At 68.1% G+C, this 25777-nt stretch carries 30 protein-coding genes; 15 read left to right on the top strand and 15 right to left on the bottom strand.

The genetic code is table 11. The features are described 5' to 3' along the window. Positions 1 to 65 precede the first annotated feature (65 nt). A complete protein-coding gene (locus tag AC1DQJ_RS16235; RefSeq protein WP_477605124.1) occupies positions 66 to 2021 on the top strand; it encodes a transglycosylase domain-containing protein in 1956 nt (651 codons plus the stop codon). Position 2022: 1 nt separating this feature from the next. On the opposite strand, the gene AC1DQJ_RS16230 is transcribed toward AC1DQJ_RS16235, so the two are convergent. After that, positions 2023 to 2310, bottom strand: coding sequence for a hypothetical protein (locus AC1DQJ_RS16230; protein ID WP_477605122.1), 288 nt, complete (start codon positions 2308 to 2310; stop codon positions 2023 to 2025). A gap of 126 nt (positions 2311 to 2436) precedes the next feature. On the opposite strand from AC1DQJ_RS16230, the gene AC1DQJ_RS16225 reads away from it, so the two are divergent. Genes AC1DQJ_RS16225 through AC1DQJ_RS16200 form a run of 6 tightly spaced genes read left to right on the top strand, consistent with a single transcriptional unit; the run spans position 2437 to position 6501 of the window. After that, positions 2437 to 3426 carry an adenosine kinase gene (locus AC1DQJ_RS16225; RefSeq protein ID WP_477605120.1) on the top strand — a complete coding sequence of 330 codons (990 nt, stop codon included), beginning with the start codon at positions 2437 to 2439 and terminating at the stop codon, positions 3424 to 3426. 3 nt (positions 3427 to 3429) lie between these two features. After that, entirely contained in the window at positions 3430 to 4020 is a 591-nt protein-coding gene (hisB, locus tag AC1DQJ_RS16220; RefSeq protein ID WP_477605118.1) for an imidazoleglycerol-phosphate dehydratase HisB, read from the top strand. An 11-nt stretch (positions 4021 to 4031) separates the two neighbouring features. Continuing rightward, entirely contained in the window at positions 4032 to 4664 is a 633-nt protein-coding gene (hisH, locus tag AC1DQJ_RS16215; RefSeq protein ID WP_477605116.1) for an imidazole glycerol phosphate synthase subunit HisH, read from the top strand. Further along, positions 4661 to 5383, top strand: a complete 723-nt coding sequence (gene hisA, locus AC1DQJ_RS16210) for a 1-(5-phosphoribosyl)-5-[(5-phosphoribosylamino)methylideneamino]imidazole-4-carboxamide isomerase (protein ID WP_477605231.1) — start codon at positions 4661 to 4663, stop codon at positions 5381 to 5383. Before hisH ends, hisA begins: the two co-directional genes overlap by 4 nt. Beyond that, the gene (hisF, locus tag AC1DQJ_RS16205; RefSeq protein WP_477605114.1) at positions 5384 to 6178 is read left to right on the top strand and encodes an imidazole glycerol phosphate synthase subunit HisF; all 795 of its coding nucleotides are present in this window, start codon (positions 5384 to 5386) and stop codon (positions 6176 to 6178) included. Beyond that, the gene (locus AC1DQJ_RS16200; RefSeq protein WP_477605112.1) at positions 6175 to 6501 is read left to right on the top strand and encodes a phosphoribosyl-ATP diphosphatase; all 327 of its coding nucleotides are present in this window, start codon (positions 6175 to 6177) and stop codon (positions 6499 to 6501) included. Before hisF ends, AC1DQJ_RS16200 begins: the two co-directional genes overlap by 4 nt. Before the next feature lie 126 nt (positions 6502 to 6627). On the opposite strand, the gene AC1DQJ_RS16195 is transcribed toward AC1DQJ_RS16200, so the two are convergent. From AC1DQJ_RS16195 to AC1DQJ_RS16185, 3 genes are read right to left on the bottom strand one after another with little or no spacing between them, the layout of a single operon-like run. Further along, positions 6628 to 7773: a hypothetical protein gene (locus AC1DQJ_RS16195; protein ID WP_477605110.1), complete on the bottom strand. Its 1146-nt coding sequence runs from the start codon at positions 7771 to 7773 to the stop codon at positions 6628 to 6630. Between the two features lie 20 nt (positions 7774 to 7793). Then, entirely contained in the window at positions 7794 to 8474 is a 681-nt protein-coding gene (locus tag AC1DQJ_RS16190; protein WP_477605108.1) for a helix-turn-helix domain-containing protein, read from the bottom strand. A gap of 19 nt (positions 8475 to 8493) precedes the next feature. Further along, positions 8494 to 9441: a sensor histidine kinase gene (locus AC1DQJ_RS16185; RefSeq protein WP_477605106.1), complete on the bottom strand. Its 948-nt coding sequence runs from the start codon at positions 9439 to 9441 to the stop codon at positions 8494 to 8496. Positions 9442 to 9635: 194 nt separating this feature from the next. Between AC1DQJ_RS16185 and AC1DQJ_RS16180 the strand changes: the two genes are divergently transcribed. After that, on the top strand, positions 9636 to 10523 hold the full coding sequence (locus AC1DQJ_RS16180) for a CPBP family intramembrane glutamic endopeptidase (RefSeq protein ID WP_477605104.1): 888 nt from the start codon (positions 9636 to 9638) through the stop codon (positions 10521 to 10523). On the opposite strand, the gene AC1DQJ_RS16175 is transcribed toward AC1DQJ_RS16180, so the two are convergent. The 5 genes from AC1DQJ_RS16175 to timA form a co-directional block, all read right to left on the bottom strand. Next, complete coding sequence (locus AC1DQJ_RS16175; protein ID WP_477605102.1) at positions 10504 to 10812, bottom strand: polyhydroxyalkanoic acid system family protein; 309 nt, start codon at positions 10810 to 10812, stop codon at positions 10504 to 10506. The two genes, AC1DQJ_RS16180 and AC1DQJ_RS16175, sit on opposite strands and share 20 nt — an antisense overlap. A 72-nt stretch (positions 10813 to 10884) precedes the next feature. After that, a complete protein-coding gene (locus AC1DQJ_RS16170; RefSeq protein WP_477605100.1) occupies positions 10885 to 11814 on the bottom strand; it encodes a Tim44 domain-containing protein in 930 nt (309 codons plus the stop codon). A 115-nt stretch (positions 11815 to 11929) separates the two neighbouring features. Further along, complete coding sequence (locus AC1DQJ_RS16165; protein ID WP_477605099.1) at positions 11930 to 12484, bottom strand: Smr/MutS family protein; 555 nt, start codon at positions 12482 to 12484, stop codon at positions 11930 to 11932. Next, a complete protein-coding gene (locus tag AC1DQJ_RS16160) occupies positions 12481 to 13626 on the bottom strand; it encodes an MltA domain-containing protein (protein ID WP_477605098.1) in 1146 nt (381 codons plus the stop codon). Before AC1DQJ_RS16160 ends, AC1DQJ_RS16165 begins: the two co-directional genes overlap by 4 nt. Positions 13627 to 13777: 151 nt before the next feature. Further along, positions 13778 to 14389 (bottom strand): TIM44-related membrane protein TimA, encoded by a 612-nt coding sequence (gene timA, locus AC1DQJ_RS16155; RefSeq protein WP_477605097.1) that lies wholly within the window; start codon positions 14387 to 14389, stop codon positions 13778 to 13780. Between the two features lie 152 nt (positions 14390 to 14541). Here timA and secB point away from each other — a divergent pair, with 152 nt between their 5' ends. Continuing rightward, positions 14542 to 15039: a protein-export chaperone SecB gene (secB, locus tag AC1DQJ_RS16150; RefSeq protein ID WP_477605096.1), complete on the top strand. Its 498-nt coding sequence runs from the start codon at positions 14542 to 14544 to the stop codon at positions 15037 to 15039. Between the two features lie 62 nt (positions 15040 to 15101). Here secB and AC1DQJ_RS16145 read toward each other — a convergent pair whose 3' ends face one another. Then, entirely contained in the window at positions 15102 to 15413 is a 312-nt protein-coding gene (locus tag AC1DQJ_RS16145) for a hypothetical protein (protein ID WP_477605094.1), read from the bottom strand. Positions 15414 to 15501: 88 nt separating this feature from the next. On the opposite strand from AC1DQJ_RS16145, the gene AC1DQJ_RS16140 reads away from it, so the two are divergent. Continuing rightward, positions 15502 to 16044: an MOSC domain-containing protein gene (locus AC1DQJ_RS16140; RefSeq protein ID WP_477605092.1), complete on the top strand. Its 543-nt coding sequence runs from the start codon at positions 15502 to 15504 to the stop codon at positions 16042 to 16044. Positions 16045 to 16130: 86 nt separating this feature from the next. Continuing rightward, complete coding sequence (locus tag AC1DQJ_RS16135; protein WP_477605090.1) at positions 16131 to 17060, top strand: cation diffusion facilitator family transporter; 930 nt, start codon at positions 16131 to 16133, stop codon at positions 17058 to 17060. Here AC1DQJ_RS16135 and dnaQ read toward each other — a convergent pair. From dnaQ to AC1DQJ_RS16110, 5 genes are read right to left on the bottom strand one after another with little or no spacing between them, the layout of a single operon-like run. Continuing rightward, entirely contained in the window at positions 17057 to 17764 is a 708-nt protein-coding gene (dnaQ, locus tag AC1DQJ_RS16130; protein WP_477605088.1) for a DNA polymerase III subunit epsilon, read from the bottom strand. The genes AC1DQJ_RS16135 and dnaQ overlap by 4 nt on opposite strands. A gap of 31 nt (positions 17765 to 17795) precedes the next feature. After that, a complete protein-coding gene (coaE, locus tag AC1DQJ_RS16125) occupies positions 17796 to 18419 on the bottom strand; it encodes a dephospho-CoA kinase (RefSeq protein ID WP_477605229.1) in 624 nt (207 codons plus the stop codon). Between the two features lie 2 nt (positions 18420 to 18421). Then, positions 18422 to 19264, bottom strand: a complete 843-nt coding sequence (gene aroE, locus AC1DQJ_RS16120; protein WP_477605086.1) for a shikimate dehydrogenase — start codon at positions 19262 to 19264, stop codon at positions 18422 to 18424. Continuing rightward, positions 19261 to 19857 (bottom strand): Maf family protein, encoded by a 597-nt coding sequence (locus AC1DQJ_RS16115; protein ID WP_477605084.1) that lies wholly within the window; start codon positions 19855 to 19857, stop codon positions 19261 to 19263. Before AC1DQJ_RS16115 ends, aroE begins: the two co-directional genes overlap by 4 nt. Beyond that, positions 19854 to 20705, bottom strand: a complete 852-nt coding sequence (locus AC1DQJ_RS16110) for a pyruvate, water dikinase regulatory protein (RefSeq protein ID WP_477605082.1) — start codon at positions 20703 to 20705, stop codon at positions 19854 to 19856. Before AC1DQJ_RS16110 ends, AC1DQJ_RS16115 begins: the two co-directional genes overlap by 4 nt. Positions 20706 to 21216: 511 nt before the next feature. Between AC1DQJ_RS16110 and hemE the strand changes: the two genes are divergently transcribed. From hemE to rho, 4 genes are all read left to right on the top strand, one after another. Next, the gene (gene hemE / locus AC1DQJ_RS16105; protein WP_477605080.1) at positions 21217 to 22248 is read left to right on the top strand and encodes a uroporphyrinogen decarboxylase; all 1032 of its coding nucleotides are present in this window, start codon (positions 21217 to 21219) and stop codon (positions 22246 to 22248) included. Continuing rightward, on the top strand, positions 22245 to 23285 hold the full coding sequence (gene hemH, locus AC1DQJ_RS16100; protein WP_477605078.1) for a ferrochelatase: 1041 nt from the start codon (positions 22245 to 22247) through the stop codon (positions 23283 to 23285). The genes hemE and hemH overlap by 4 nt, the downstream gene beginning before the upstream one ends. Before the next feature lie 2 nt (positions 23286 to 23287). Next, positions 23288 to 23749, top strand: a complete 462-nt coding sequence (locus AC1DQJ_RS16095; RefSeq protein WP_477605076.1) for a CopD family protein — start codon at positions 23288 to 23290, stop codon at positions 23747 to 23749. Between the two features lie 354 nt (positions 23750 to 24103). Next, complete coding sequence (rho, locus tag AC1DQJ_RS16090; protein WP_477605074.1) at positions 24104 to 25531, top strand: transcription termination factor Rho; 1428 nt, start codon at positions 24104 to 24106, stop codon at positions 25529 to 25531. The last annotated feature ends 246 nt before the right edge of the window (positions 25532 to 25777 follow it).

The following is a 25777-nucleotide window of genomic DNA, read 5'->3' as shown; positions in this document are numbered from 1 at the left end:
TCGCGACCCTGCCCTCCCCGCCCACCAGCTTCGTCACCCGCAGCGCCCAAAGCGCGTGGCGCGTCGTGGTCGGGATCAACTGGCCCGCAGCCCTCTGCTCGGCCCTGCTGATGGCGACCCTCGTGCTCGGCGGCCGGCTGGCCGTCGACCGCGTGTTCCTACGCGATCTGCCGCCGATCCCCAGCAAGGAGGCGCTGTGGTCGATCGGACGGCCGCCGGGCATGACCTTCGTCGGACCGGACGGGCAGGTGATCGGTCGCCGCGGCCCGCGCCACGGCCCGCCGGCCCGTCTGGCCGAACTTCCCGCCCACGTGCCCCTGGCCTTCCTGGCCATCGAGGACCGCCGCTTCTACCAGCACGGGGCGATGGACGCCCGTGGGGTGCTGCGCGCGGCCGGCGTCAATCTGCGGGCCGGCCACATCGTCCAGGGCGGCTCGACCATCAGCCAGCAATTGGCCCGCAACCTGTTCCTCGCCCCCGACCAGACGCTGCGCCGCAAGGTGCAGGAGATCCTGCTGGCCGCACGGCTCGAACGGATCCTGACCAAGGACGAGCTGCTCGAGCTTTATCTGAACCGCATCTACTTCGGAGAGCGCGCCTACGGCATAGCCGCCGCCGCCGAGACCTATTTCGGCAAGTCGCCGCGCGATCTGACCCTCTCGGAAGCCGCGGTGCTGGCCGCCCTGCCCCGCGCGCCAACCAGGCTCTCTCCGTCCAACGACCCTGCCGCCGCCTGGGCGCGCGGCCAGATCGTGCTGCGCCGGCTGGGCGATATGGCCTGGGTCGATCCGACACTCGCCGCCAAGGCCGCGGCCGGCCCGCCCCCGTCGCTCACCCGGCTCGCTTCGCCGGCCGAGGGCGACATGGCCTGGGCTTATGACGCCGCTGTCGCGGAAGCTGCCCTGCGGGTTGGAAACTCGACTCCGGACCTGGTTGTCCAGCTGACCGTCGATCCGGCGTCCCAGGCCATCGCCGGCTCCATCGTCCGCCGCGCGATCGCCCGCGAAGGCCGCGCCCGCGGCGCGCGTCAGGCGGCCCTGGTCGCCCTGGCCCCGGACGGCGCCATCCGCGCCATGATCGGCGGGGTCAGCCACGACGCCAGCCCGTTCAACCGCGCGACCCAGGCTCGGCGTCAGCCCGGCTCGGCCTTCAAGCCGATCGTCTGGGCGGCCGCGCTCGACAGCGGCGTGCGACCGATGGACTGGCGCGATGACGCGCCCGTGCGGATCGGCAGCTGGCGGCCGCTCAACTACGGCGGCGGCTATCACGGTCTGGTCTCCGTGCAGCGGGCCCTGCACCTCTCTATCAACACCGTCGCCGTACGGCTGGCGCGGGAGGCTGGTCTGGATGAAGTCGCCGCCCTCGCCCGCAAATTTGGCGTCACCGGGCTGCCGCAGCATCCCGGCGGCTCGATGGCCCTCGGCGCCTACGAGGTCACGCCGCTGGAGCTGGCCGGCGCCTATCAGGTTCTGCAGTCGGGCGGCGCGAAGACCCGGCCCTATCTGGTCGCCAAGATCACCGACGCTCGCGGCAAGGTGCTTTACTTCCGACCGCCAAGCGCGTCGGTCCCGGTCTATCCAACCTATCAGGCCGCCCAGATGGTGCAGATGATGCGCGGCGTCATCCTGGCCGGCACCGGCAAGGAGGCCGCCTTCGGCCGCCTCGCCGCCGGCAAGACTGGCACCAGCCAGAACCACCGCGACGCCTGGTTCGTCGGCTTCACGCCGGACTGGCTCTGCGCCGTCTGGGTCGGCAACGACAACGGCCGGCCGATGGCGCGGGTGACTGGGGGCCAGATTCCGGCCCACATCTGGCGCGACTTCATGTCGGCCGCGCACCGCGGCCTGCCGGATCAGGAATTTGCGTGGTTCCCGGCCCTGCCTCCGCCGCTCTATGTCGAGGAACCGGAGCCGCCGGCCCCCCTCGGCGACGCTTTTGGCGCGGTGCGTCGAAACGCCATGGCCACGGAAGTCGACCTGCCGGCGGCGGCCGAGCCCAACTGGGATGAGGTCCCCTACTAGGTCAAGTGATCCGCTTGACGCTGACCGGATCGCTGCTGGGGAAGCTCTCTTCCAGGCCTTCATCCAACAGTGCTTCCTGCCGATCCTCGGCGGTCTTGGCCTTTTCGGCCAATTGGTCGTGCTTTTCGTTGTCGCCCAAGGGGGCGGCGGGCCGCGCGTGCGGCGCTTCGGGCCGATGGTCGGCCATCTGCGGTCGCCCCTCGACAGCGGCGTCAGCGGCTGCGGCGCCGGATCCGGCGGCGATCGGGCGATCGGCGGTCTTCGGCTTCTCGTGCTTCAGAATTCCCATATCGATCCTCCAAGGTGCCTAGCAAGAACACCTAGGCGCAAAGGCGGTTGCTGGGAGCGGCGGCGCGTTGCCCCGTCAGGCCTTTCCCTGTAGGAGGCTGGCCCTGTCCTCCGCGAAAGTCCCCGCATGACCGAGCTCTACGACGTCGCCGCAATCGGCAACGCCATCGTCGATGTGATCGCCCCGGCGAGCGACGAGTTCCTCGTCGCCCAGGCGATGGACAAGGGCGCCATGATGCTGGTCGACGAGACCCGCAGCGCCGCGCTCTATGCGGCGATGGCTCCGGGCGTCGAGGCCTCGGGCGGTTCGGCGGCGAACTCAGTCGCGGGGCTGGCCTCGTTCGGCGGTCGCGGCGCGTTCCTCGGCAAGGTCGCCGACGACCAGCTGGGCAAGGTCTTCACCCACGACATGCGCGCAATCGGCGCCCATTTCGACACCCCGCCGCTGCTAGGCGGCAAGGCCACCGCGGTGTCGATGATCAACGTCACGCCCGACGGCGAGCGGACCATGTCCACCTTCCTCGGGGCCTCTACCGAGTTCGCTTCCGAAGACATCGATCCCGCGGTCATCGAAGCGGCCAAGATCGTCTACCTGGAAGGCTACCTGTTCGACGCCGAGGCCGCCCGCCGCGCCTTCGCCAAGGCCGCGGGCCTGGCCCATGCGGCCGGCCGCATGATCGCCATCACCCTCTCCGACGGCTTCGTGGTCGAACGCCATCGCGAGGCGCTGCTCGGCTTCCTGGAAACCCAGGTCGACCTGGTGTTCGCCAACGAGACCGAGATCACCTCGCTGTTCCAGACCGCCAACTTCGACGCCGCAATCGACGCGCTGCGCTCAAAGGTGAAGATCCTCGCCGTCACCCGCAGCGCGGCCGGCTCGGTCATCGCGGCCGGTGGCGAAACCTTTACCGTTTCAGCCTATCCCGTCGAGAAAGTCGTGGACACGACCGGCGCTGGCGACCAATACGCAGCCGGATTCATGTACGGCCTCGCCACGGGTCGGCCGCTCAATGTCTGCGGTCAACTCGGCTCGCTGGCGGCGGCGGAAGTGATCTCGCACTATGGCCCGCGCCCTCAGGTCAGCCTGAAGGTCCTGGCGGCGTCGAAAGGACTCTGACGGATGGCCCGCACGGCGGAAGTGGTCCGCAACACCAAGGAGACCCAGATCACGGTTCGCGTGGATCTGGACGGCTCCGGCGTGGCTGATGTCGAGACCGGCATCGGCTTCTTCGACCACATGCTCGACAGCTTCGCCCGCTTCGCCGGCGTCGACCTCCATGTCCGGACCAAGGGCGACCTGCACATCGACTTCCACCACACCGTGGAAGACACCGGCATCGCCGTCGGCCAGGCGATCAAGCAGGCGCTGGAAGGCTTCAAGGGCATCCGGCGCTTCGGTCACGCCTATGTCCCGATGGACGAGACCTTGACCCGCTGCGCCCTCGACCTCTGCAACCGGCCCTACCTGATCTGGAAGGTCGCCTTCAAGACCCAGAAGATCGGTGAGTTCGACACCGAGCTCTTCAAGGAGTTCCACCAGGCGTTCGCCATGCACTCCGGCGCCTGCATCCACCTCGAGACCCTCTACGGCGACAATAGCCACCACATCGCCGAAAGCGGTTTCAAGGCCCTGGGGCTCGCCCTGCGCGCGGCTGTCGAACTCGATCCCAAGACCCATGGTCACGCCCCGTCGACCAAGGGCGTCCTGTAGGAAGTATTCCCATGCAGAGCGTCGCCCTGATCGACTACGGGTCGGGCAACCTTCGCTCGGCCGAAAAGGCCCTCGTCCGCGCCGCCGCGGGAACGAGCAAAGTGATTGTCACCAGCGATCCTGAAACGGTGGCCAGCGCCGATCGCGTCGTGCTGCCCGGCGTCGGCGCCTTCGCCGCCTGCATGAGCGCGCTGACTGAGCGTCCCGGCCTGATCGAAGCCATGACCGAGGCCGTCCAGGCCAAGGGTCGCCCGTTCATGGGGGTCTGCGTCGGCATGCAGCTGCTGGCCAGCCGCGGCCTGGAGTTCGGCGAGACCGCCGGCCTTGGCTGGATCCCTGGCGACGTGCGCCGCGTCGAGCCGAGCGACCCGCACGCCAAGATCCCGCACATGGGCTGGAACACCCTGATCGACCCGCACGGCCCAGAGCCGATCGCCGGGGTCGGCCAGTCTCCCATGTACTTCACGCACTCGTTCGCATTCTACCCGACGGACGAAGCCGACGTGGCGGCCTATGTCGATCATGGCGGCCGTTTCCCCGCCGCAGTCGCCAGAGGCAACGTGGCTGGCGTACAATTCCATCCTGAAAAGTCGCAAAGCGCCGGCATTGCACTGCTGGCGCGTTTCCTGGAGTGGCGACCGTGATCCTCTATCCGGCCATCGATCTGAAAGACGGCCAGTGCGTCCGTGTCCTGCACGGCGACCTCAACACCGCCACGGTGTTCAACACCTCGCCCGCGGCCCAGGCCGCCAGCTTCGTCGAAGCCGGCTTCCACTGGGTCCACGTGGTCGACCTGAACGGCGCCGTTCAGGGCAAGGCGGTCAATGAGAAGGCGGTCGAGGCGATCCTCGAAGCGGTCTCGATCCCCGTCCAGCTCGGCGGCGGCATCCGCAGCCTGAAGGACATCGAGCGCTGGATCGAGGCTGGCGTCAGCCGGGTCATTCTGGGCACCGTCGCGGTGACCGAGCCGCAGATCGTCCGCGAAGCCGCGCGTCTGTGGCCCGAACAGATCGCCGTCTCGGTCGACGTTCGCGGCGGCAAGGTCGCAACCCAGGGCTGGACCGAAAGCTCCGACCTCGACGCCGTCACCGTGGCCAAGCGCTTCGAGGACGTCGGGGTCAGCGCCTTGATCATCACCGACATCGACCGCGACGGCACCGTCATGGGCTTCAATGTCGAGGCGTTCGGGGCCATCGCCGACGCGGTAGCGATCCCGGTGATCGCCGCCGGCGGCCTGGCCAGCATCGACGACATCATCAAGATCAAAGCCCGCAAGGGCGTGCCGATCGCCGGCGCCGTGCTCGGCCGCGCGCTCTACAACGGCGCGATCTCCCCGGAAGAAGCCCTGAAGGTCGCCGCCTAGATGTTGAACGTCCGCGTCATTCCGTGCCTGGACGTCAAGGACGGCCGCGTGGTGAAGGGCGTGAACTTCGTCTCGCTGCGCGACGCCGGCGATCCGGTCGAACAGGCCACCGCTTATGACGCCGCCGGCGCCGACGAGCTGATGTTCCTGGACATCACCGCCAGCCACGAACGCCGTGGCGCGATCCTCGATGTCATCGCCCGCACCGCCGATGTCTGCTTCATGCCGCTCAGCGTCGGCGGCGGCATCCGTCAGGTCGAAGACGCCCGCCGGCTGCTGCTGGCCGGGGCCGACAAGATTTCCGTCAACACCGCGGCGGTCGAAAATCCTGACCTCATCAGCGGCTGCGCCGACGCCTTCGGCTCACAAGCTGTTGTCGTCGCCATCGACGCCAAGCATGGGCCGACCGTCTCGGGCGGCGCGGGCCGCAACGACGGCTGGCGGGTGTTCACCTATGGCGGCCGCAACGACACCGGTCTCGACGTGGTCGAATACGCCGTCAACGCCGTGAAGCGAGGGGCAGGGGAGATCCTGCTGACTTCGATGGACCGCGACGGAGCAAAGATCGGCTACGACCTCGATCTTCTCAAGGCCGTGACCGACGCCGTCAACGTGCCGGTGATCGCCTCCGGCGGGGCCGGCGCCGCCCAGCACATGGTCGACGCGGTCGTGAAGGGCGGGGCCGACGCGGTGCTCGCCGCCTCGATCTTCCACTTCGGCGAGGTCTCGGTCTCCGAGGTCAAGCAAGCCATGGCCGCCGCCCGCATCCCGGTCCGCATCACGGAGGCCGCATGAGCCGCTTCTCCGAGACCCTGGAGCGGCTCGCCGCGACCATCGAGGCCCGCAAGGGCGCCGATCCGGCCAGCTCCTACACCGCCAAGCTGCTCAGCGAAGGCGTCGAGCGCGCCGCCAAGAAGTTCGGCGAGGAAGCCGTCGAGGCGGTGATCGCGGCCGCCCAGGGCGACCAGGACGGTCTGGCCGCCGAAAGCGCCGATCTGATCTATCACTGGCTGGTGCTGCTGGCCCGCGCGGGTGTCAGCCTCGACGAGGTCGCCGCCAAGCTCGAGGCCCGCGAGGGGACCTCGGGCCTGGCTGAAAAGGCCAGCCGGCCCTCCTAGATCCTCCCGCTCTGGGGGAGGTGGCTCGCCGCTTGCGGCGAGACGGTGGGGGCCTGCTGACTCAGCAAACCCCCTCAGTCAGCCATTCGGCTGACAGCTCCCACGCGGGGGGGCAACTGACGAACCTCACGCCTTCGCCGGCGTCGTCCAGAGGGCGTTCGCCGACTTGCCCAGGACCTTGGCCGCCGCCGGATGCAGCACCTCGGGCGCGAGCTTGCCGCTGTTGGCCGCCGCTAACATCCAATCTGAGAGATTGCCGCCGGTCCGATCGTAGCCGTCGGCCTTCAGCAGGCCGTAGAGGCCGGCCGCCAGCACGTGCATGCCCTGGTCGCCCGTGCTCCAGCGCTCGGCGGCCGGCTTGTTGGCGTATCCCAGTCGCTCCTGGATGATCTGGTCGAGGGCCTGGGCCGTGTCCTCGTTGAGGATGCCCTCGAGGCTGTTGTAGCCGGTGCCCCTGTCCTTCTCGGCCAGGATCCTGGTGAACAGCGGATCCTTGCCCAGCACGTCGAGGCAGGCCCTTGCCGTAGGGCCGGCCATGTCGAACGGCGGATGCAGGATCTCGTGCGCGGCGGTCAGCACCACGATCTGGTCACGGGCGCCGACGAAGGTCAGGAACCGCTGTCCCTGCACCTTTACCCCGTGCGGCTTGCAGAACCACAGCAGGTCGATCTGGATCAGCGGGTCCAGTTTGCGCCCCAGCAGTCGCTCCTGCTCGGCGATGATGTCGAGCTTGGGCAACAGCTGGGCCAGCTCGACCTGGCGCTTGGTTAGGGTTCCGTCGATCAGCCCGCGCCGGAACTCCGCGAAACCCGCCTCGCGCAGGGCGACGAGCACCGTCAGCAGCCGCTCGCGTCCGGCGATGAAGCGGTTCCAGTCGGCCTCGTCCCAGTAGGCGCTGGCCTGATAGGCCGGCTTCAGCGTGGCCTCGACCCGGGTCAGGCTGTCGATCACGGCCGCCAGGCTGTCGGTCGGGCCGCCTGAGAATATCACCGAGATCGACGGCCACAGCAGGCTGCCGGCCGCGTCGGACTCGGCGTGCAGGCTGGCCAAAGCTTCGAGCGCCTCGGGATTCAGCCGCGGCCTGAACGTCGCCAACTCGGCCTCGTAGTGGCGCGCATAGAACTCCTTCCCGGACAACGGCCCAAGGAAGGCGATCGCGTCCAGCCCCTCGCTAGGGCCGACCTTCCATTGCGTGCGGATCGGAGCGGGGAGGGCGGGGAGGGGTGCCGCCAGCAGAGCGGCGGCGGCGAACAGGGTGCGACGGTCGATCATGCCCCAAAGGTGCCTGGACTTCAGACCCCCGTATTGTCTCCACTTGACCTACGCCGCCACTCGCCTGGCGAGATCCCGGTGACCGAGCTCAGCGCCCGGTTCATCTGCGCCTGATCGGCGAACCCAGCGTCCAGCGCGACCTGGGCGAGGGGCGCCTGGGCGCCGATCGCGCCGCCGAGCGCGTTGCGCATCTTCACCTCGAAGCGGAACCGCTTTGGCGAAACGCCGAAGGCGCGGCGAAACCCGCGCGAGACGGTCTCAGACGCAAGTCCGCGAGCCTGGGCCCAATCGCCAAGCGAGATCTGCGGATCGGCGCCCAGGGCCGCGGCCAATTCGTCGGGCCAATCCAGGGTCTGGGCGTCCAGCAAGGTCATCTGCCGGCGGACCTGGGTGGCGGCGGCCAGGGTGTCGGTCTCGGCCAGCCGCGCGACCGCGTCGATGTCGGCGATCTGGCCGAACGCGCCAGCCACCGCCCGGGTCGGAAGGTTGAGGACGATCGCGCCCTGCGTCGAGACGCTGTTGCGATGACAGGAGAACAGGCCGTGCACCGCCACATCGCCCGGCGCCAGCAGCCGCCGGCCATGCTCGCCGGCTTCCTCGTACGAGCCGCTCAACACCACCGACACATAGGCGCTGTCGTGCCGGTGACAGGCGATCTGCAGGTTGGGATCGAGGGTCTGGCGCGGCGGCGGCGAGCTCATGGCCAGGGAATTTAGGAGACTAGTGCGGCAACACCAGGGTGTAGCGCACGCCTGGTCCCGCGCCGCGGGTCAGAATGGCCCCGGACTGGCGTGAAAAGCTCTCGACCAGTTTGCGGCCGAGGCCCTCGCGCACCGGCTCGGCCGGCATGCCGACGCCGTCGTCGGCGACGGTCAGTTCGCAGCCGTCCTCGACGTCACGCAGCGACACCTGGATGCGGCCGGCCCGCCCGTCGGGAAAGGCGTACTTGGCGGCGTTGGTGACCAGTTCGTTGACCACCAGGCCGACGGCCACCGCCCGGTCGCGGGTTACGGCGCAGGGAACGAGCCAGCTGTCGAGCCGCACCTGACCGGTCAGCAGCAGGCTGTCCGACAGGTTTTCGCACAGGTCGCTCAGATACCCCGCCAGATCGATCGTCTCACCGGTGTCGTCAGGGGTGTAGAGATAGGAGTGCGCCTGGCCCATCGAGTGAACCCGCCGCAGGGCGTCGTCCAGGGCCTGCTGCGAGCGGACATCGGGCGCGCGCCGCCGCTGCATGCCGAGCAGGCTCTCGACCATCTGGAAATTGTTCTTCACCCGGTGGTTCAGTTCCTTGAGCAAGAGCTCGCGGGTCTCCAGCTTGGCGGCGCGTTCTGCCTCGGCGGTGCGGTAGGCGGTGCGGAAGGCCTGGGCCACGGTGATCACCGCCAGCCCGCTCAGCCCATTGAGCACCAGGGCCGCGCCGTCGCTGGCGCTCAAGGGTCCGAGCCGGGCCGGATTGAGCACCATGTACCAGATGCCGAGCACGATGATCGCCAGGCAGATCACCCCCGAGCGCCATCCGGCCAGCAGGGTGGCGAGCAGGGCGAACGGATAGAGAAAAAGGTAGGGCGGGGCGTGCGCGACCAGCAGATCGACCAGCAGCCGCAGCAGGCCGGCGAGGGCGCCGCAGACGCTGGCGCATACCCACTCGGTCACCCAGGTGGGCACATTCGGCGCGAGCCGTTCCCGCAAATTGAGGTCACCGAGCCCTAGCATGGGCGCAACAACGGCCCCATGTGACGCAGCGGTCAAGCTGGTAATCGCGTTTAAGGCGAATATTTACTGAAAACACGCACAATGGGTCGCCCATCGGCTGCAACCGGCCATGGCGCTCCGTCGCGGCCACGCGCATAGTCGCACCCGTGACCACCGCGAATTTCCCCTTCCTCCAGGCCGTCACCGAGCGCGACCGTCGCTGGCCGCGGATCGCCGCCATGGTCGCAATCATGCCGGTCGCGGTCCTGGTCCTAACCCTGGTGTTCGTGATCGTGCTGGGCACGGTCACCGACGGCGCGATGTTCGAGAGCACCGGCGGGCCGAGGCTGCTGCAATCGGCGGCTTTCGTGCTGCAGCTGGGCGCGGCCCTGGGCTCCATGGCCCTCGCCGTGATGCTGGCCGCCCGCTACGTCTTCGCCCGGCCGCTTACCACCTGGTTCACCGCCGCCCCGCACTTCCGCTGGAACCTGATGCTGTCGGGCGCGGCGATCACCGCCGTCGGGGTCGCCGTGCTGATGGTCGCCGACGCCGTGACCCTGAACGGCCGCTTCGAGCTGCCGATCTTCGACCCCGGCGCCGACTTCGCCACCAAGCTCGCCTACGCGGTCACGGTGCTGATCGGCCTGATGATCGCCGCGACGGCCGAGGAGGCGGTGTTCCGCGGCTACCTGCTTCAGCAGACCGCCGCCTTCACCCGCAACACCTGGGTGCTGATCGGGATCAATGCGGCGGTGTTCGCCCTGGCGCATCTGGAGTTCGACCCCGCCGCCCTGGCCTCCCGGGCCTTGGCCGGCGCCGCGTTCGCCTGGGCGGCGCTGCGGCTGGGAGGATTGGAGTTCGCCATCGGCGCGCACGTGGCGACCAACCTGATGATCGCCTTCTTCCAGGCCCCGATGCTACCCGACGATCCGGTCGCCACCGGCGGTCTGGACGACATGGTCGGCGAAGTCCTGTTGGCCTTCTACACGGTCTGGGTGGTCGAGCAGGTTCGCAAGTCCCCGCGCCTGATGGGGACTATTTCTTCTCCAGCATAAGCTGGCCTTCCTTCTTCAAACGGCCCTTCACCTTGTCGGCGATCATCGCGAAGAACGGCGGCAGCTCGACCTCCATGCGCACGGCGTCCTCCAGAACGTCGAGCTTGCCGGCCACCGCCTGGCCAACGACCTTGGCCGAGAACGACAGCTGATCGCCAGTCCAGGCCTTGGTCAGCTTCACCCCTTCGCCGAACTGGTGGGTCATCCGCGTGACGCCATCCTCAATGCGCTGACGCGCCTCCGCCTTGCCCAGCTCGTGGGGAATGGTGACGACGATAGGCTTGGCCATGGGCAGATCCTCCAGCCGCCTATAACGGTCGGGCCGCGCAAGCGCTCCCGACCGCCTCCAGCCGTGACGGCCTTAGGCCTCCTGGATCGCCGAGAGCTTCCAGCCCTCGCCCGGGCTGCGCACGAAGGTCCAGAGCTCAGTGGTCTCGGTCGGACGGTTGAGGTCGCCCTCGACGACCTTGCCGGTCTGACGGTCGACCATCACGTCGATGCTCGAATAACGCAGGGCCGCGGTGGCGTATTCCAGCGCGCCTTCGCGCCAGGCCTCGGCCACGTCGCCTTCCAGCATCTTGACGTCGGAGACCTGGTTACGGACACCCTTGGTGGCGTTCTGGCCCAGTTCCTCAGCGAGATAGCTCATGATCTCAGGCGTGGCGCGTTCGCGGATCGCACCGTAGTCCTCGCGCCCAAACGCTTCCTGCACTTCGCGCAGCAGACGCTCGAAGGCCTCGCGGTCGGCGCCGGTGACGGCGAAGTCCTGGCCAAGATCCGGGCTCAGGTCGGGCTGGGCGTAACCGTAAGCCTGCGGGCTGGCCGGCTGCTGCACGTCGAACGGCGAGCGGAAGCTGGCGTTGCTGGTCGCCGCCTCGGCCGGGCGGCGGCGCGAGGCGAAAAACCGGAAGGCCAGCATCGCCACCAGGGCGATCAGCGCCACTTGCAGCAGGCCGCCGAGCATCCCGGCCATGCCAGCGCCGAAGCCGTGGCCGAGCAGCAGGCCTAGCACGCCGCCCAGCATCAGGCCGCGCACCAGCGGGTTGCCGAAGAAGCCCGGCTTGCGCGGAGCGTTCATCGGGTTGGCGGCGTTGGGCCGGGCCGGCGTCGCGGCCGTCGCGCCCGGCTGGCGCTCGGTCATTGAGCGCTGCACCGGCGCGGCCTGGGTCGGGGCGGTCTTGGTGGGCGGCGGCGCGTGATAGGTCCGCGCTCCACGGCTTCCGAAGCTGCCGCCGCGGCGGGCGTCGGCTTCGGAAGCGAGCGACAGGCCCATCGCGAGCGACAGGCCCATGACGGCGAAAACCTTCGGAAGTCGGGAAGTCAAAACGGCGTTTCCTTATCTACTTACGCGCTATGTCGGGGTTCGGCGCCGCTTTTTCCAGGCGCCAACGGGAATTTGACGCGGCTCAGCCGCGCGGTTTGCGCTTCAGCGCCACATATAGCGCCCCTTCGCCCCCATGCCGGCGGTGCGCCTCGGAGATGCCGGCGACCACGCCGCGCAGGGCCATGTCGCCCAGCCACTCCGGCGCGCGGCGGCGCAGCACGCCGTCGCCCAAGGTCCCCTTGCCGGTGATCACGAGCACCGCGCGGAAGCCGTCGTCCCAGGCGCGCAGCACGAAGGCCTCGAGCGCCGTCCTGGCCCGCACCTGGTCCATGCCATGCAGGTCGATCCGCGCGCCGATCGGATCGCGCTCCTTGGCGATGCGGTGCTTGCGGCGCGGCTCGATGCCCTCCGGGTCGGTGCGGGGCAGGACCAGCGGGGCGGGGCGGACCTCGGCCAGCGGCAGGCGCGCGGCCGGATCCTTGACCCTGCCGCCGCCCTTCGGCTTGACCATCGCGTCCAGACCGGTGGCGGGCGCCGGCGCGGAACCGGGCTCGACCTTGCGGCCGGGATGGGGGTGGACGGTCGCGGCCACCATCGCCCAGAGCCTGTGCTCGTCAGGGCGGATTGGACGTTTCATCTATAGGCGCCGACCTTCGGCACGAGGCGATGCATGCGAAGAGTGTGGCGCACGCGGCCGGCTTCGGCCCCCGCCTGCGGGCCCAGGCCCAGATAGAGGTCGGCGCGGACCGCGCCCTTGATCGCCCCGCCGACGTCCAGGCCCATGACCAGGCGGCGATAGGTCGGGAAGGCGCCGTTCAGGGTCGGGGCGACCCCGTCGACGAAGAACAATTCTCCCAGCGTGTTGCGGCTGCTGTCGATGGCGATCGCCCGCCCCGGCGGCAGCGGCACACCCGCCGCCCCCACCGGCTGGCGGCCGTCGTCCGGCGCCAAGGTGAAGAACACATAGCGGGGGTTCATGCGCATGATCTCGTCGGCCCGCGGCCCGCGGTTGTCGGCCAGCCATTCGCGGATCGCCTCACCGGACGTGTTGTTGGCCGGCAGCAGGCCGCGGTCGCGCATCGGATTGGCGATGCCCATGAAATTCCTGCCGTTGGTGGCGGCGAACACCGCCTTCATACGCCGGCCGTTCGGATAGGTCAGCACGCCTGATCCCTGGATCTGCAGGAAGAACAGGTCCTCGGGCCGCATCCAGGCCAGGGCCATCGGCGGCGGCAAGGCCTCGATGTCGGCGCGCGGCGGGTAGGCGACAGAGGCGCCGTTCGGAGAAAGCTGCAGCGCCTCCTTGCCGCCGACCCCGTTGCCGACCAGGTCGCTGGGCTTGGGCCGCACCGGCGCGGAGAACTCGGCGTCGGGCCGTTCACGCGCCTCGTAGACCGGCGAGAAGTAGGCGGTCAGGACGCCTTCGCCGACGATCCGTTCGGGGCGGAAGTTCGCTTCGAAGAACTCCCTGGCGCGCGGACCGTCGAGCGGCCCGATCGCCCGGGCCCGTCGGCAGACTTCGCCCATGGCCGGATCGCGCGTCACGCCGCAGGTGGTGCGGAAGGCCTCGAAGCCGGCGGCGTGGTCGTCGCCGGCCCAACCGGGAAGCTCGGCGAAGCTTTCGGGCTCGGTCGGCGCGGGCGGCGGCTGGGTCGGGGTCGGCCGCGGTGGAACAGGATGCGGGCCGGGCGGCGTGACAGCCTTGGGCGTGGCGCAGGCCGCGACGAGCAGGGTGAGGATGAGCGCCGGAAGCAGGCGGCCCGCGTGTCGTAGATCCAAGATCGCCCCCTCGAAGCTTCAGTGCCGAAAAAGGCCCCGGCGCAAATCACGCCGTCGCCTTTTCATAGTCCGGCCTTGGGGGCGGGAAAACGGCTTAAGGGTTAACAAACCCTTGCCGCGCTTGAGTGCGACTGCTGCAGGTAGGCAGTAACTAGGCCTCGGCGGCGTCGACGTGGACGAGGATCCAGTTTGGGTCGCGACTCTTCAGGCTGCGCTCGAACGTCCACAGTTCTGCGGTGCGTTTATCATCCACCGCCTCGCCCTCGGGCCCCTTGGAGCGGCTGCGGAATTCGGCCAGGAAGCGGACGGTGATCCGGGCGATGTCGCCGTGCAGGTCGGCGCGCTCCAGGTCGGCGCGCGGTGGGTGCAGGAACTCGACGGTCTCGGTGCCCCCATGCGCCTCGCGGTCGCCGATGGCGCTTTCGAAGCTGGCCAGCACGTTGGGGGCCAGCAAGTTGCGCAGAGTCTCGCGGTCGCCACTGGCGAAGGCGCGGACCACCATCTCGTAGGCGCCTTTGGACCCGGCCAGGAACCGGGAAAGATCGAAGCTGGGATCGCGGTGCTTGATCGCCGGCAGCCCGGTCAGATCAACCCCGTCGTCCGCCGGATCAAGGGCTGGACCCTGGTGCTGCGCGGCCGCTACCGAGTCCGCCGCAGGGCTGTCCTCCGGCTGCCGGCCTACACGCCGGCCGAGCACGGCGTAGAGCTGGTAAAGCACGACACCGGCCAAACCGGCGAAAATGATCAGTTCGAGGACTTGCAACTTCTTGGGGCTCGCTGGTCGTAGGCAGCTTCAATATAGGACAGCGTAACGCCCGCGTCAGGGGCGACGTTGCCATGCTTTGGGGCGCATGATAGCAGCCCTGGCGACAACAGGACGTGAATGTACGTCCAAGCAACCGGAATCTCCCAAAAATGACCGATACCGACGCCGCCGGCCCCGAGACCAATGGTGCGGGCGCCCCCGAGCCCGGCATCCGCATCCTGGCCCAGTTCATCCGCGACCTGTCGTTCGAGAATCCGCGCGCGCCGGAAAGCCTGCGCGCCCAGAACGTTGCTCAGCCTCAGATCGAAATGGGCGTCGAGATGAACGCCCGCGGCCGCGAAGACGGCTTGTTCGAAGTTGATCTGAAGCTGTCGGCCCGCGCCACCCGCGACGATGGCCCCGTGTTCCACGTCGAGCTGCTCTATGGCGGCGTGTTCCAGATCGCCGGCGTCCCGCAGGAAGAGCTTGAGCCGGTGCTATTGGTCGAATGCCCGCGCTTCATGTTCCCGTTCGCCCGTCAGATCATCGCCTCGGTGACCTCGGACGGCGGCTATCCGCCCTTCATGCTCGATCCGATCGACTTCGCCGGCGTCTACGCCGCGCGCAAGGCCCAGGCCATGGGCGGCGAGCCGGTCGGCAACGCCTAGCCAACGATTTCCCGCAAGGGAGCAAGGGGGCCGCAGCGTTCAGCGCCGCGGCCCCTTTTGCGTCAGGGCGACCGCCGTCCGACGACCGCTCTCCGTAGTACGCTGAGCGCCACCACCGGCAGGGCGCACAGCCCCCAGATGCCGCCGACGCCAATCGCGGCGGCCGGCGCCGTGGCCCGAAACTGCGCCATCCGGCCCGGATCGACGCCGAGCAGGTGGCCTGCGATCGCCAGGAACGGCCAGAGGCAAACGGCCAGGACCAGCCCGCCGAAATAGACGCTAAGCGCGCCGCGCACCCCCCAGCGCCAGGCCGCCCCGGCTGTCAGCACCAGGCCGGCGGCCCCTGCGCTCCAGATCAACGGCGTCGCGGCCATCTCCGCCCCCTTAGCGTGCAACGCTATAGATCTGCCACCTTAAGGACGTGTTGCATAGGCGCCGTCAAGGGCGTGTATGGTCGCGACCATGCAAGGCCAAGTCACGGCGGTCGCCAGGTCACCTGAGCACGGCTTCTCCAAACCGATCGAAGCGCAAATCTCTTTGCTCGCCGGACTTGGCGTCGAGGGCGACGCCCATTGCGGCGCGACGGTGAAGCACCGCTCGCGGGTCGCTGCCGATCCGACACAACCGAACCTGCGCCAGGTGCACCTGATCCACATCGAGTTGATCGAGGAGCTGACCGCGGCCGGCTTCGATGTCGCCGCGGGCGTCATGGGCGAGAACGTCACCACCCGGGGGCTGGACCTGCTGGCGCTGCCGCGGGGAACACGCCTGCGCCTTGGCCCCGCTGCCGTGATCGAGGTGACCGGCCTGCGCAATCCCTGCGCCCAGCTCGACAACAATCAGCCGGGCCTGACCCGCGCCGTGCTGGACCGCGGGCCGGACGGCGAGCTGATCCGCAAGGCCGGGGTCATGGCCATTGTCGTCGAAGGCGGGACCGTGCGGCCCGGCGACGTGATCGGCGTCGAACTCCCGCCCCTCCCGCACCTGCGATTGGAGCGGGTCTAGGGGTTCGAACCCAGCGCGATCCCCTCGACGGGCGCGCTCAGATGGGCTCATCTAAGGCTGGTTGAGCTATCGAAAGCACGCCTCGCGTGACGTCGCCGCAGACCACCGCCCCGCACGCCTCCGCCAAGGAAGAGCAACTTCTGGCGACTTCGATGGCCACCACCATCGTCTTCGCCGTGGCGAGCATCAGCTTCGGCCTGTGGCTGGGCTCGAAGTCGGTGACGTTCGACGGCTTCTACGACCTGATCGACGCGGCCATGACCGGGATCGCCCTCCTGACCGTGCGCCTGATCGCCCGTGGCGACGACCGCCGATTCCAGTACGGCTACTGGCACCTGGAGCCGATGCTCGCCCTTCTCAACGGCTTGGTCCTCAGCTTCGCCTGCATCTACGCCTTCCTGGACGGACTGAACGGCCTGCTGGGCGGCGGGCGCGACGTGCAGTTTGGGCTCGGCGCGATCTATTCGGCTTTCAGCAGCGTCTTGAGCTTCGGCATGTTCGCCTATGTGCGCCGCTCGGCGCGCCATCTGGAATCCCAGATGCTCGACGTGGATTCCCGCTCCTGGCTGATGGGCGGCGTGCTCAGCGCCGGCCTCTGCTTCAGCTTCGTGATCGGCGGGGCGCTGGCTCATTCCGGCGCGGCCTGGCTGGCGCCCTATGTCGACCCGATGATCCTGGTGATCGTCGCTGTCTGCCTGGCGCCTTTCCCGGCCATCACCCTCTGGCGGGCCAGCCACGACATCCTGATGATCGCGCCGACCGAACTCGACCAGCGCATCCGTGAACTCGCGTCCGAAATCGCCCGGCAGTACGGCTTCTCCGACTTCAGTTCGCACGTGGTCCGGTCAGGTCGTCAGCAGTTCATTGAGATCGGCTTCGTGGCGCCCTCGGGCGACACCACCATGAGCTTCGAGCAGCTCGACAACATCCGCCGGGAGATCGCCGTCGCCATGGGCGGCCTCAGCCCCGGCTATTGGCTGACCGTCGACTTCACAGCGGACGAGCGGTGGATCTAGAGCCCGTACTTTCCCCAGAGCTCGTCGTTCTTCACGACCTCGCGCACGAACTTGGCGTGCAGTTCGCGCTCGGCCTCGGTTGAACGGAAGGGCAGGGGTCGGGGCCGCGCGCCATAGGCCGCGGACTTGGCGATCGCGACGGCCTGGGCCGCCATCTCGCGGGTGGTCAGTTCGAGCGTCAGGGCGCGGCCGCCCTTCAGCTCCAGATAGACCCCGGCCAGCAGCCGGGCGTCGATGAGCGCCCCGTGCTTCTCACGCTCGCTGAGCGAGATCTTGAAGCGCTTGCAGAGCGCGTCGAGCGAGTTGTGCATCCCCGGGAAGCGCTTGCGGGCCAGGGCCAGGGTGTCGATCCAGCGCTCTTCGGGGATGCCGGCAAGGCCCAGCCCCTCCAGCTCATAGTTCACGAACGTCCGGTCGAAGGTGGCGTTGTGAGCGATGATCGGGGCGTCGCCGACGAAATCCAGGAAGTCCTGGTGGATCTCCTTGTCGCGGAACTTTGGCTTACCGGTCAGGAAGCCGGCCGACAGACCGTGCACCTTCTCAGCCTCCGGCGGCATGTCCCGCTCGGGGTCGATATAGACATGGAAGCTGCGCCCGGTGGGCAGGTAGTCCTCGATCTCGAGGCAGGCCAGTTCGACCAGCTTGTGGCCGAGGTGCGGCTCGAAGCCCGTGGTTTCGGTGTCGAGGACGATCTCACGCGCCATAAGCTTTACTTCGTCTGGTTCGCGGCGGCCTTCAAGCCGGCGACTTGTCGCGAGACGGCCTCCGCTGTGGATCACGCAGGATAGAGATGATTTCCGCGACCTGCTCGCGGGCCGGCTCGAGGCCACGACCTGTGTCGACGACGAAATGAGCGCGGGCGCGCTTCTCCGCATCGTGCATCTGGCGGGCAAGGATGGCGTCGAGGCGTTCGGGCGTCATGCCGGGCCGGGCCAGCACGCGCTCGCGCTGTTGGGTCTCGGGCGCCGAGGCCACGACCACCGCGTCCATATTGGCGTGGCCGCCGGTCTCGTAGAGCAGGGGGATGTCCAGCACGACCATGTCAGCGCCCGCCGCCTCGGCGTCCTTGAAGAAGTGGATCCGGTCGGCGCCGACCAGCGGGTGGACGATGGCGTTGAGCCGGCCCATCGCCTCATCATTGCCCAACACCCGCTGGCGCAGGGCTTCGCGGTCGACGGCCCCGTCCTTGGTTACGCCGGGAAAGGCGGCCTCCAGCGGCGCAACCGCCGCACCCCCCGTTTCGTAGAGATCGGCGACCGCGGCGTCGGCGTCGTAGACCGGGATGCCGGCCTCGCGGAACATCTTGGCGGTCGTGGACTTGCCCATGCCGATGGAACCGGTGAGGCCGATGATGAGCATGGTCATAGTCCCAACGCCTTGATCGCCAGGCTCCGCACGTCCACCCCTCGCGGCGGCGGCTGGCCGTAGAAGTACTCGAAACTGGGGACCGCCTGGCCGATCAGCATGGCCAGGCCGTCCACGGTGCGCCGGCCCAATCCTTCGGCCTGAGCCAGGAACGGCGTCTTCAGCGGCTTGTAGACCATGTCCATCACCACCGCAGGCGGCGGCGTAGCATCCAGCGGAACCTCCAGCGCCGCCGAGCCCGACAGCCCGGCCGAGGTCGCGTTGACCACCGCCGTGACGCCGTCGAACGCCGCCGCGGCCTCGCTCAGCGGCAAGGCCGTGGCGCCCAGCGGCTCGGCGATCTCCTGCGCTTTCAGCAGGGTGCGGTTGACGATGCGGACGTCGGGGCAGCCGGCCTCGACGAAGGCCGCCGCCGCGCCGCGGGCCGCGCCGCCGGCGCCCAGGATCGCCACCGGGCCGGCCTTCGGATCGAAGCCCGGCGCCTGCTCGGCGAAGGCGACCAGCATTCCGAGGCCGTCGGTGTTGTCGGCGAAGATCGTCCCGTCATCGCGGAACACCAGGACGTTGGCCGCCTCGGCGCTTTTCGCCCGGAAGCTGGCCTCGTCGGCCAGGGCCAGCGCCTCGCCCTTGAACGGCAAGGTGACGTTGAGCCCGGACACCGATCCGCCGCGCAACGCCTCGGCGAAGGCCCGGAACCGACCCGGCTGGGTCGAGAACGGCACATAGACCCCGTCAATGCCCGCCGCCGCCAGCCAGGCGTTGTGCAGGATCGGACTCATCGAGTGGCTGATCGGATGGCCGACGACCCCGGCGACCCGCGTGGCGCCCGACAGGCTCATGCCTTGAGTGCCCCGTGGCGGCGGAAGAGGTCGAGCAGGCCCATCAGCGGCAGGCCGAGGATGGCGAAATAGTCGCCCTCGATCTTCGAGAACAACTGCGCGCCGGGACCTTCCAGCCGATAGCAGCCGACCGAGCCGAGCGCCTCTTCCCCCTCAAGCGCCAGGTAGTCCTCCAGGAAGTCGTCGGAGAAGTCGCGCATGGTCAGGGTCGCAGAGGCGACCTCGCGCCAGATCGGCGCCCCGTCCTTGGCCACCACCACCGCCGAGTGCAGCTTGTGCGGCTTGCCGCGCATCGTCCTCAGCCGCTCGGCGGCGGCCTCGAGCGTCTCGACCTTGTCGTAGAGCTTGCCCTCGAATTCCAGGGTCTGGTCCGAGCCGATCACGAAGCCCAGCCGGCCGGCGGAGACCTTCACCGCCTTGATCTCGGCCAGGGCGTCGGCGACGTCGCGCGGGGTCGCGCCCTGCGCCAGCATCGAAGTCTTCACCGCGTCTTCGTCGACGCCGGCCACCGCGACCTTGAACGGGACGCCGGCGCCGGTCAGCACGGCGCGGCGCGCGGCGCTCTTCGAGGCCAGGATAATGCTGTCGCTCATCCGCCCAGCACCTCGACCTGGCCGTGGCCGCCGTGAAGCAGGTTCAGCACCGCCGCGGCGGTTTCCTCGACGCTGCGGCGGGTGACGTCGATCACCGGCCAGCCCTGGCGTTCATAGAGTCTGCGCGCCTTCACCGTCTCCTCGCGCACTGCCTCGATGTCGATATAGGTGCTCTCCCGGTTCTCTTTCAGGCTGAGCAGCCGGTTGCGGCGGATCTGGATCAGCCGGTCGGGCGAGATGGTCAGGCCGACGACCAGGGTGTTCTTCAGCTCGAACAGCTTCTCCGGCGGCGGCCGGGTCGGCACCAGCGGCACGTTGGCCGCCCGCACGCCGCGGTGCGCCAGATAGATGCAGGTCGGGGTCTTGGAGGTCCGCGAGACGCCGACCAGCACCACGTCGGCCTGCTCCAGGTCCTGGCCGCCCTGTCCGTCGTCATGGCCGATCGCGTAGTTCAGCGCGTCCATGCGGTTGAAATAGTCGTTGTCCAGGGCGTGCTGCACGCCCACCCGCCGGCTGATCGAGGCGCCCAGATAGCGTTGCAGCGAGGAGACCAACGGGTCGAGGGCGGCGATGCAGGGCATGTCCAGCCGCCGCACGCCTTCTTCCAGCGCCGTGCGCAGCTGGTCGTCGACGATCGTGTGGATCACCACCCCCGGCGCCTCCTCGATGTCGGTCAGCGCCCGCTCGAGCTGCCGGGGCGAACGGACCAGGGCGTAGATGTGCTCGATCGGCAGCACGTTCTCGAACCGCGCGCACACCGCCCGGGCCATGGCGTTCAACGTCTCCCCGGTGGAGTCCGACACCAGGTGGACGTGGAAATAGGTCGCAAAGCGCGGGGTGGCGGTCATGGAGCCCTTGTCGGGTCGTAAAGAGGAAAAATCGGATCGGCGATCGGAAAGCTGGGGACGAAAGAGTCGAAACCTTCTTAACGAAGCAGGACCGCTTTGGGGAATAGCGCAGGCGCCGGCGGGCCGGGTGTGAACAAGCGGGACAACTCCCCCGGCTTGCTCGCCATTCGTCCACGCGTGAGATGGTTAAAATTCCATGAACAGGCGCCATGGGCGCAGCGCTTTTAATGACTCCCGTTCGCTATCGTTAACTCCCCGTTAACCTACTAACGAAAAGTAAACGGCGCTTGGCGTTGGGCGTTTTCCACGCTTTCCACAGGGGCCGCCGCGGTATGGCTAACAAGCCCCAATCACCATGTTGAAAAGGGGTTAGCGCGGTATGGCCGTGGGAAGTTGTCCCCACTTCTCCAAGGCCCTGCCTCTAACTCAACTTCCTAATTCAAATATCTAGATAGGAAGAAGAGGGCAGGCGGGCTTGAGCCCGGGCGCGTAAGCCGGTTTAACGACCGACATGTCGGAAGGTTCAAAACCGCGCCTCCTAAGGGCGCTCGCGGGCGAAACACTCGATCGGCCGCCGGTCTGGTTCATGCGTCAGGCCGGAAGGTCGCTGCCGGAGTACCGCGAGCTACGGGCCCGGGCCGGCGACTTCATCGCGTTCTGCCACAATCCAGAAATGGCCGCCGAGGCGACCCTGCAGCCGATGCGGCGCTTCCCGCTGGACGCCGCGATCGTCTTTGCGGACATCCTGCTGATCCCCCGCGCTCTGGGCCAGGACGTCTGGTTCGAGGCCGGCGAAGGACCGCGGCTGGGCGAGCTGCCGCCGATCGAGGCCCTGCGCGACCAGATCGAAGCCTCCACCGGCCGGCTGGCCGACATCGGTGAGACGCTCAGCCGCGTGCGCGCCGAACTGGAGCCCGAGCGGGCGCTCATCGGCTTTGCTGGCGCGCCCTGGACAGTTGCCACCTACATGCTGGAGGGCCGCGGCTCCCAGCGCGAGGCGGCCCGCACCTACGCCTACCAGAACCCCGAAAAGCTGGATGCGCTGCTCGAAGTGCTGGTGGAGTCCACCGCCCGCTACCTGGTCATGCAGGCCAAGGCCGGCGCCCAGGTGCTGAAGTTGTTCGAGAGCTGGGCTGAGAACCTGGCCGAGGACATGTTCGCGCGGATCGTCATCGGCCCGCACAAGGCGATCATCGAGAAGGTCCGCGCCGCCGGGATCGATACCCCGTTCATCGGCTTCCCACGTGGAGCCGGGGCGCTGGTCCAGAACTATGCCGGCCAGGTCCCGGTCCAGGCCGTCGCGCTCGACACCCAGGCTTCGGCCGAGCTGGGCCGGAACATCCAGGCCGGCGGCAAGACCATCCAGGGCGCGCTCGACAACCTGTTGCTGCGGGCCGGAGGCCCGGCTCTGGACGCGCGGGTCGACGCCCTGATCGAGCAGTGGAACGGCGGCCCTTACATTTTCAACCTTGGCCACGGGGTAATGCCCGACACGCCGATCGAGCACATCGAGCGCACCCTCCGCCGGGTGACCGGGAAGTGAGCAAGCTCGCCGTCGTGCTGTTCAACCTTGGCGGCCCTGACGGTCCCGAGGCGGTGAAGCCGTTCCTGGAGAACCTGTTCAGGGATCCGGCGATTATCAGCCTGCCGGCCATCGCCCGTCTGCCGCTGGCCAAGTTCATCGCCGCCCGCCGCGAGACGATGGCTAAGACCAACTATGCGATCATGGGCGGCGGCTCGCCGCTGCTGCCGGAGACGCAGAAGCAGGCCCACGCGCTGGAAGCGGCCCTGACCGCCGCGCGGCCGGATCTGGAGACCAAGGTCTTCATCGCCATGCGCTACTGGAAGCCGTTCGCCGCCGAAACCGCCCGGCAAGTGGCCGCCTTCGCGCCGGACGAGCTGGTGCTGCTGCCGCTCTATCCGCAATTCTCCACGACCACGACCGCCTCCTCGTTGAAGGACTGGGCCAAGGCCTATCGTGGATCTGGTCGCAGTCACGCCGTTTGCTGCTATCCGGACGCCCACGGCCTGGCCGAGGCCCACGCCCGGGCGATAAGCCAGACCTGGATCAAGGCCGGCCGTCCAGCCAACATCCGATTGCTGTTCTCGGCTCACGGCCTGCCGGAGAAGGTCATCGAGGCCGGCGACCCCTATCAGCTGCAGGTGGACGCCACCGCCCGCGCCGTCGCCGCTCGGGTGCCGGAGCTGACCGATTGGAGCGTCTGTTTCCAAAGCCGGGTCGGCCCGATGAAATGGATCGGTCCGTCCACGGAGGATGAGATCCGTCGCGCCGGGGCCGAGGGCAAGGGTGTGCTGGTCTGCCCGATCGCCTTCGTCTCCGAGCACGTCGAGACCCTGGTCGAGCTCGATCACGAATATGCCGAGGTGGCCAAAAGCGTTGGCTGCGCGCCCTATCTGCGCAGCCCGACCCCGACCGTCGATCCCTCCTTCATCGATGCGCTGGCCAAGGCCAGCCTGGCGGCGCTTGAGCGCGACACGGCTCCGGGATCCTACGGTGGTTGGCGCTGCCCCCCCAGCTATGCCAAATGCGCCTGCCAAACCAAGGCGAGGGGAGCCTGACGATGAATCATTTCGACCTGCTGCGCGGGCTGCACATCATTGCCGTCATCGCCTGGATGTCCGGGATGATGTACCTGCCGAGGCTCTACGCCTACCACACCGAGACGGCGCCCCCCGGCAGCGAGTTCGACAAGAACTTCCTGGTCTGGGAGCGCAAGCTCCTGAAGATCATCATCAACCCGTCCATGATCCTGACCTGGATCCTAGGCGTCAGCCTGATCCTGTTTCACGTCTATGCGATGAAGGAGGGCTGGGTCTTCCTGCTGCAGCCCTGGATGATCGTGAAACTGGCGGCGGTGATCTTCCTGTCGGGGTGGCACGGCTTCCTGGCCGGCTCCTACAAGAAGTTCCTGGCCGGTCAGCGCCCGAAGTCGGCGAAGTTCTGGCGCGCCACCAACGAACTGCCGTTCCTCGCCGCGGTCGTCGCCGTCCTGGCGGTCACCCTTCAATTCGGCCAACGCTGAACCTACATGCATAGTTGCTCCCCCAGTGGTGGATCTCCCGGCCGAAGGGCGGGGTGAGGGGGATTGCGGAGTCACCAGACCCCTCCGTCTCGCCCCTGCGCGGCGAGCCACCTCCCCCGTGAGGGAAGGAACTAGGTGCGGCCACGCTTGACCCGCCGCTCGGCATGTGGTTCCGGTCACATCACGTGGAGTCGCGCGTCGAAGCCACGCCCCGCCTTTTTCCGTGCGCCGCGCGCCAGTTTCGGCCGCCGCGGCCCGGTCCCAAGACATTCATCGGCGCTTCCCAGCGCCACACGCAGATTCTCCCGGCGCCCGAAGACCGTTCGGTCTGCCGGATCTCACCAGAGTAATCCTATGAACGAAGACACCCCCGCCCCGACCGACGAAACCCAGGTCGACACCGCCGAAGTCCCCGCCGCCGACGAAACCGTCGAGGCCCAGGTCGAGGCCGGCGCCGAAGGCGACGAAGACGACGATGAACCCTCGGAGGTCGCCGCGGCCATCGCCGCCATGGGCCTGACCCGCATGTCGCTCCAGGAGTTGAAGGACAAGTCGCCGGCCGACCTGCTCTCCTTCGCCGAGACGCTGGAGATCGAGAACGCCAACTCCATGCGCAAGCAGGACATGATGTTCGCGATCCTCAAGGCCCTGGCCGAGGAAGGCGTGCAGATCTCCGGCTCGGGCACGCTCGAGGTCCTGCAGGACGGCTTCGGCTACCTGCGCAGCCCGGAAGCCAACTACCTCTCCGGCCCCGACGACATCTATGTCAGCCCCTCCCAGATCCGGAAGTTCGGCCTGCGTACCGGCGACACCGTCGACGGCGCGATCCGCGCCCCGCGCGAAGGCGAGCGCTACTTCGCCTTGGTCAGCGTCGAGCAGATCAATTTTGAGCCGCCGGAAAACGTCCGTCACAAGGTGTTGTTCGACAATCTGACGCCGCTCTATCCGGATGAGCGGCTGAAGATGGAGATCGAAGATCCGACCCTGAAGGACCGCACCGGCCGGGTCATCGATATCGTCGCCCCGCTCGGCAAGGGCCAGCGCTGCCTGATCACCGCGCCGCCGCGGGTCGGCAAGACGGTGATGCTGCAGAACATCGCCAAGTCGATCGAGACCAACCACCCCGAGTGCTATCTGATCGTGCTGCTGATCGACGAGCGGCCGGAAGAAGTCACCGACATGCGCCGCACCGTCCGCGGCGAGGTGGTGTCGTCGACCTTCGACGAGCCGGCCACCCGCCACGTGCAGGTCGCCGAAATGGTCATCGAAAAGGCCAAGCGCCTGGTCGAGCACAAGCGCGACGTGGTCATCCTGCTGGACTCGGTCACCCGTCTCGGCCGCGCCTACAACACCGTCGTCCCGTCGTCGGGTAAGGTGCTGACCGGCGGTGTTGACGCCAATGCCCTGCAGCGCCCGAAGCGCTTCTTCGGCGCCGCCCGGAACATCGAGGAAGGCGGCTCGCTGACCATCATCGCCACCGCCCTGATCGACACCGGCAGCCGGATGGACGAAGTCATCTTCGAAGAGTTCAAGGGCACGGGTAACTCGGAAATCATTCTGGATCGCAAGGTCGCCGACAAGCGGATCTACCCCGCTGTCGACGTCATCAAGTCGGGCACCCGGAAGGAAGACCTCATCACGCCGAAGGAACACCTGCAGAAGTCGTTCATCCTGCGCCGGATCATCACCCCGATGGGCGCCCAGGATGCGATCGAGTTCCTGCTCGACAAGATGCGGCAGTCGAAGAACAACGAGGACTTCTTCCAGTCGATGAACACCTAGAGCCGGTTGAGGAAAAGTGCGAAGCGGTTTTCCGCTCGCAACCCGCTCCAGGCGACAGGTTCACCGGCGGACATGAAAAAGGGGCTCGCAGCAATGCGGGCCCCTTTGCTTTTTGGCTAACAGTCTGAGTCTAAACGTGTCTCACGTGGAACACCCTGAGCGGCTGTTGCTCGCGGCCTAGTTGCTCCCGCTGAGGGAGCTGTCAGCCAGCATGGCTGGCTGAGGGGGATTGCTGACTCAGCAGGC

It is taken from the genome of Phenylobacterium sp. P4_E10, assembly GCF_056401675.1.
The sequence above is the reverse complement of the archived record's forward strand: the minus strand, read 5'-3'. Positions and strand labels throughout refer to the sequence as shown.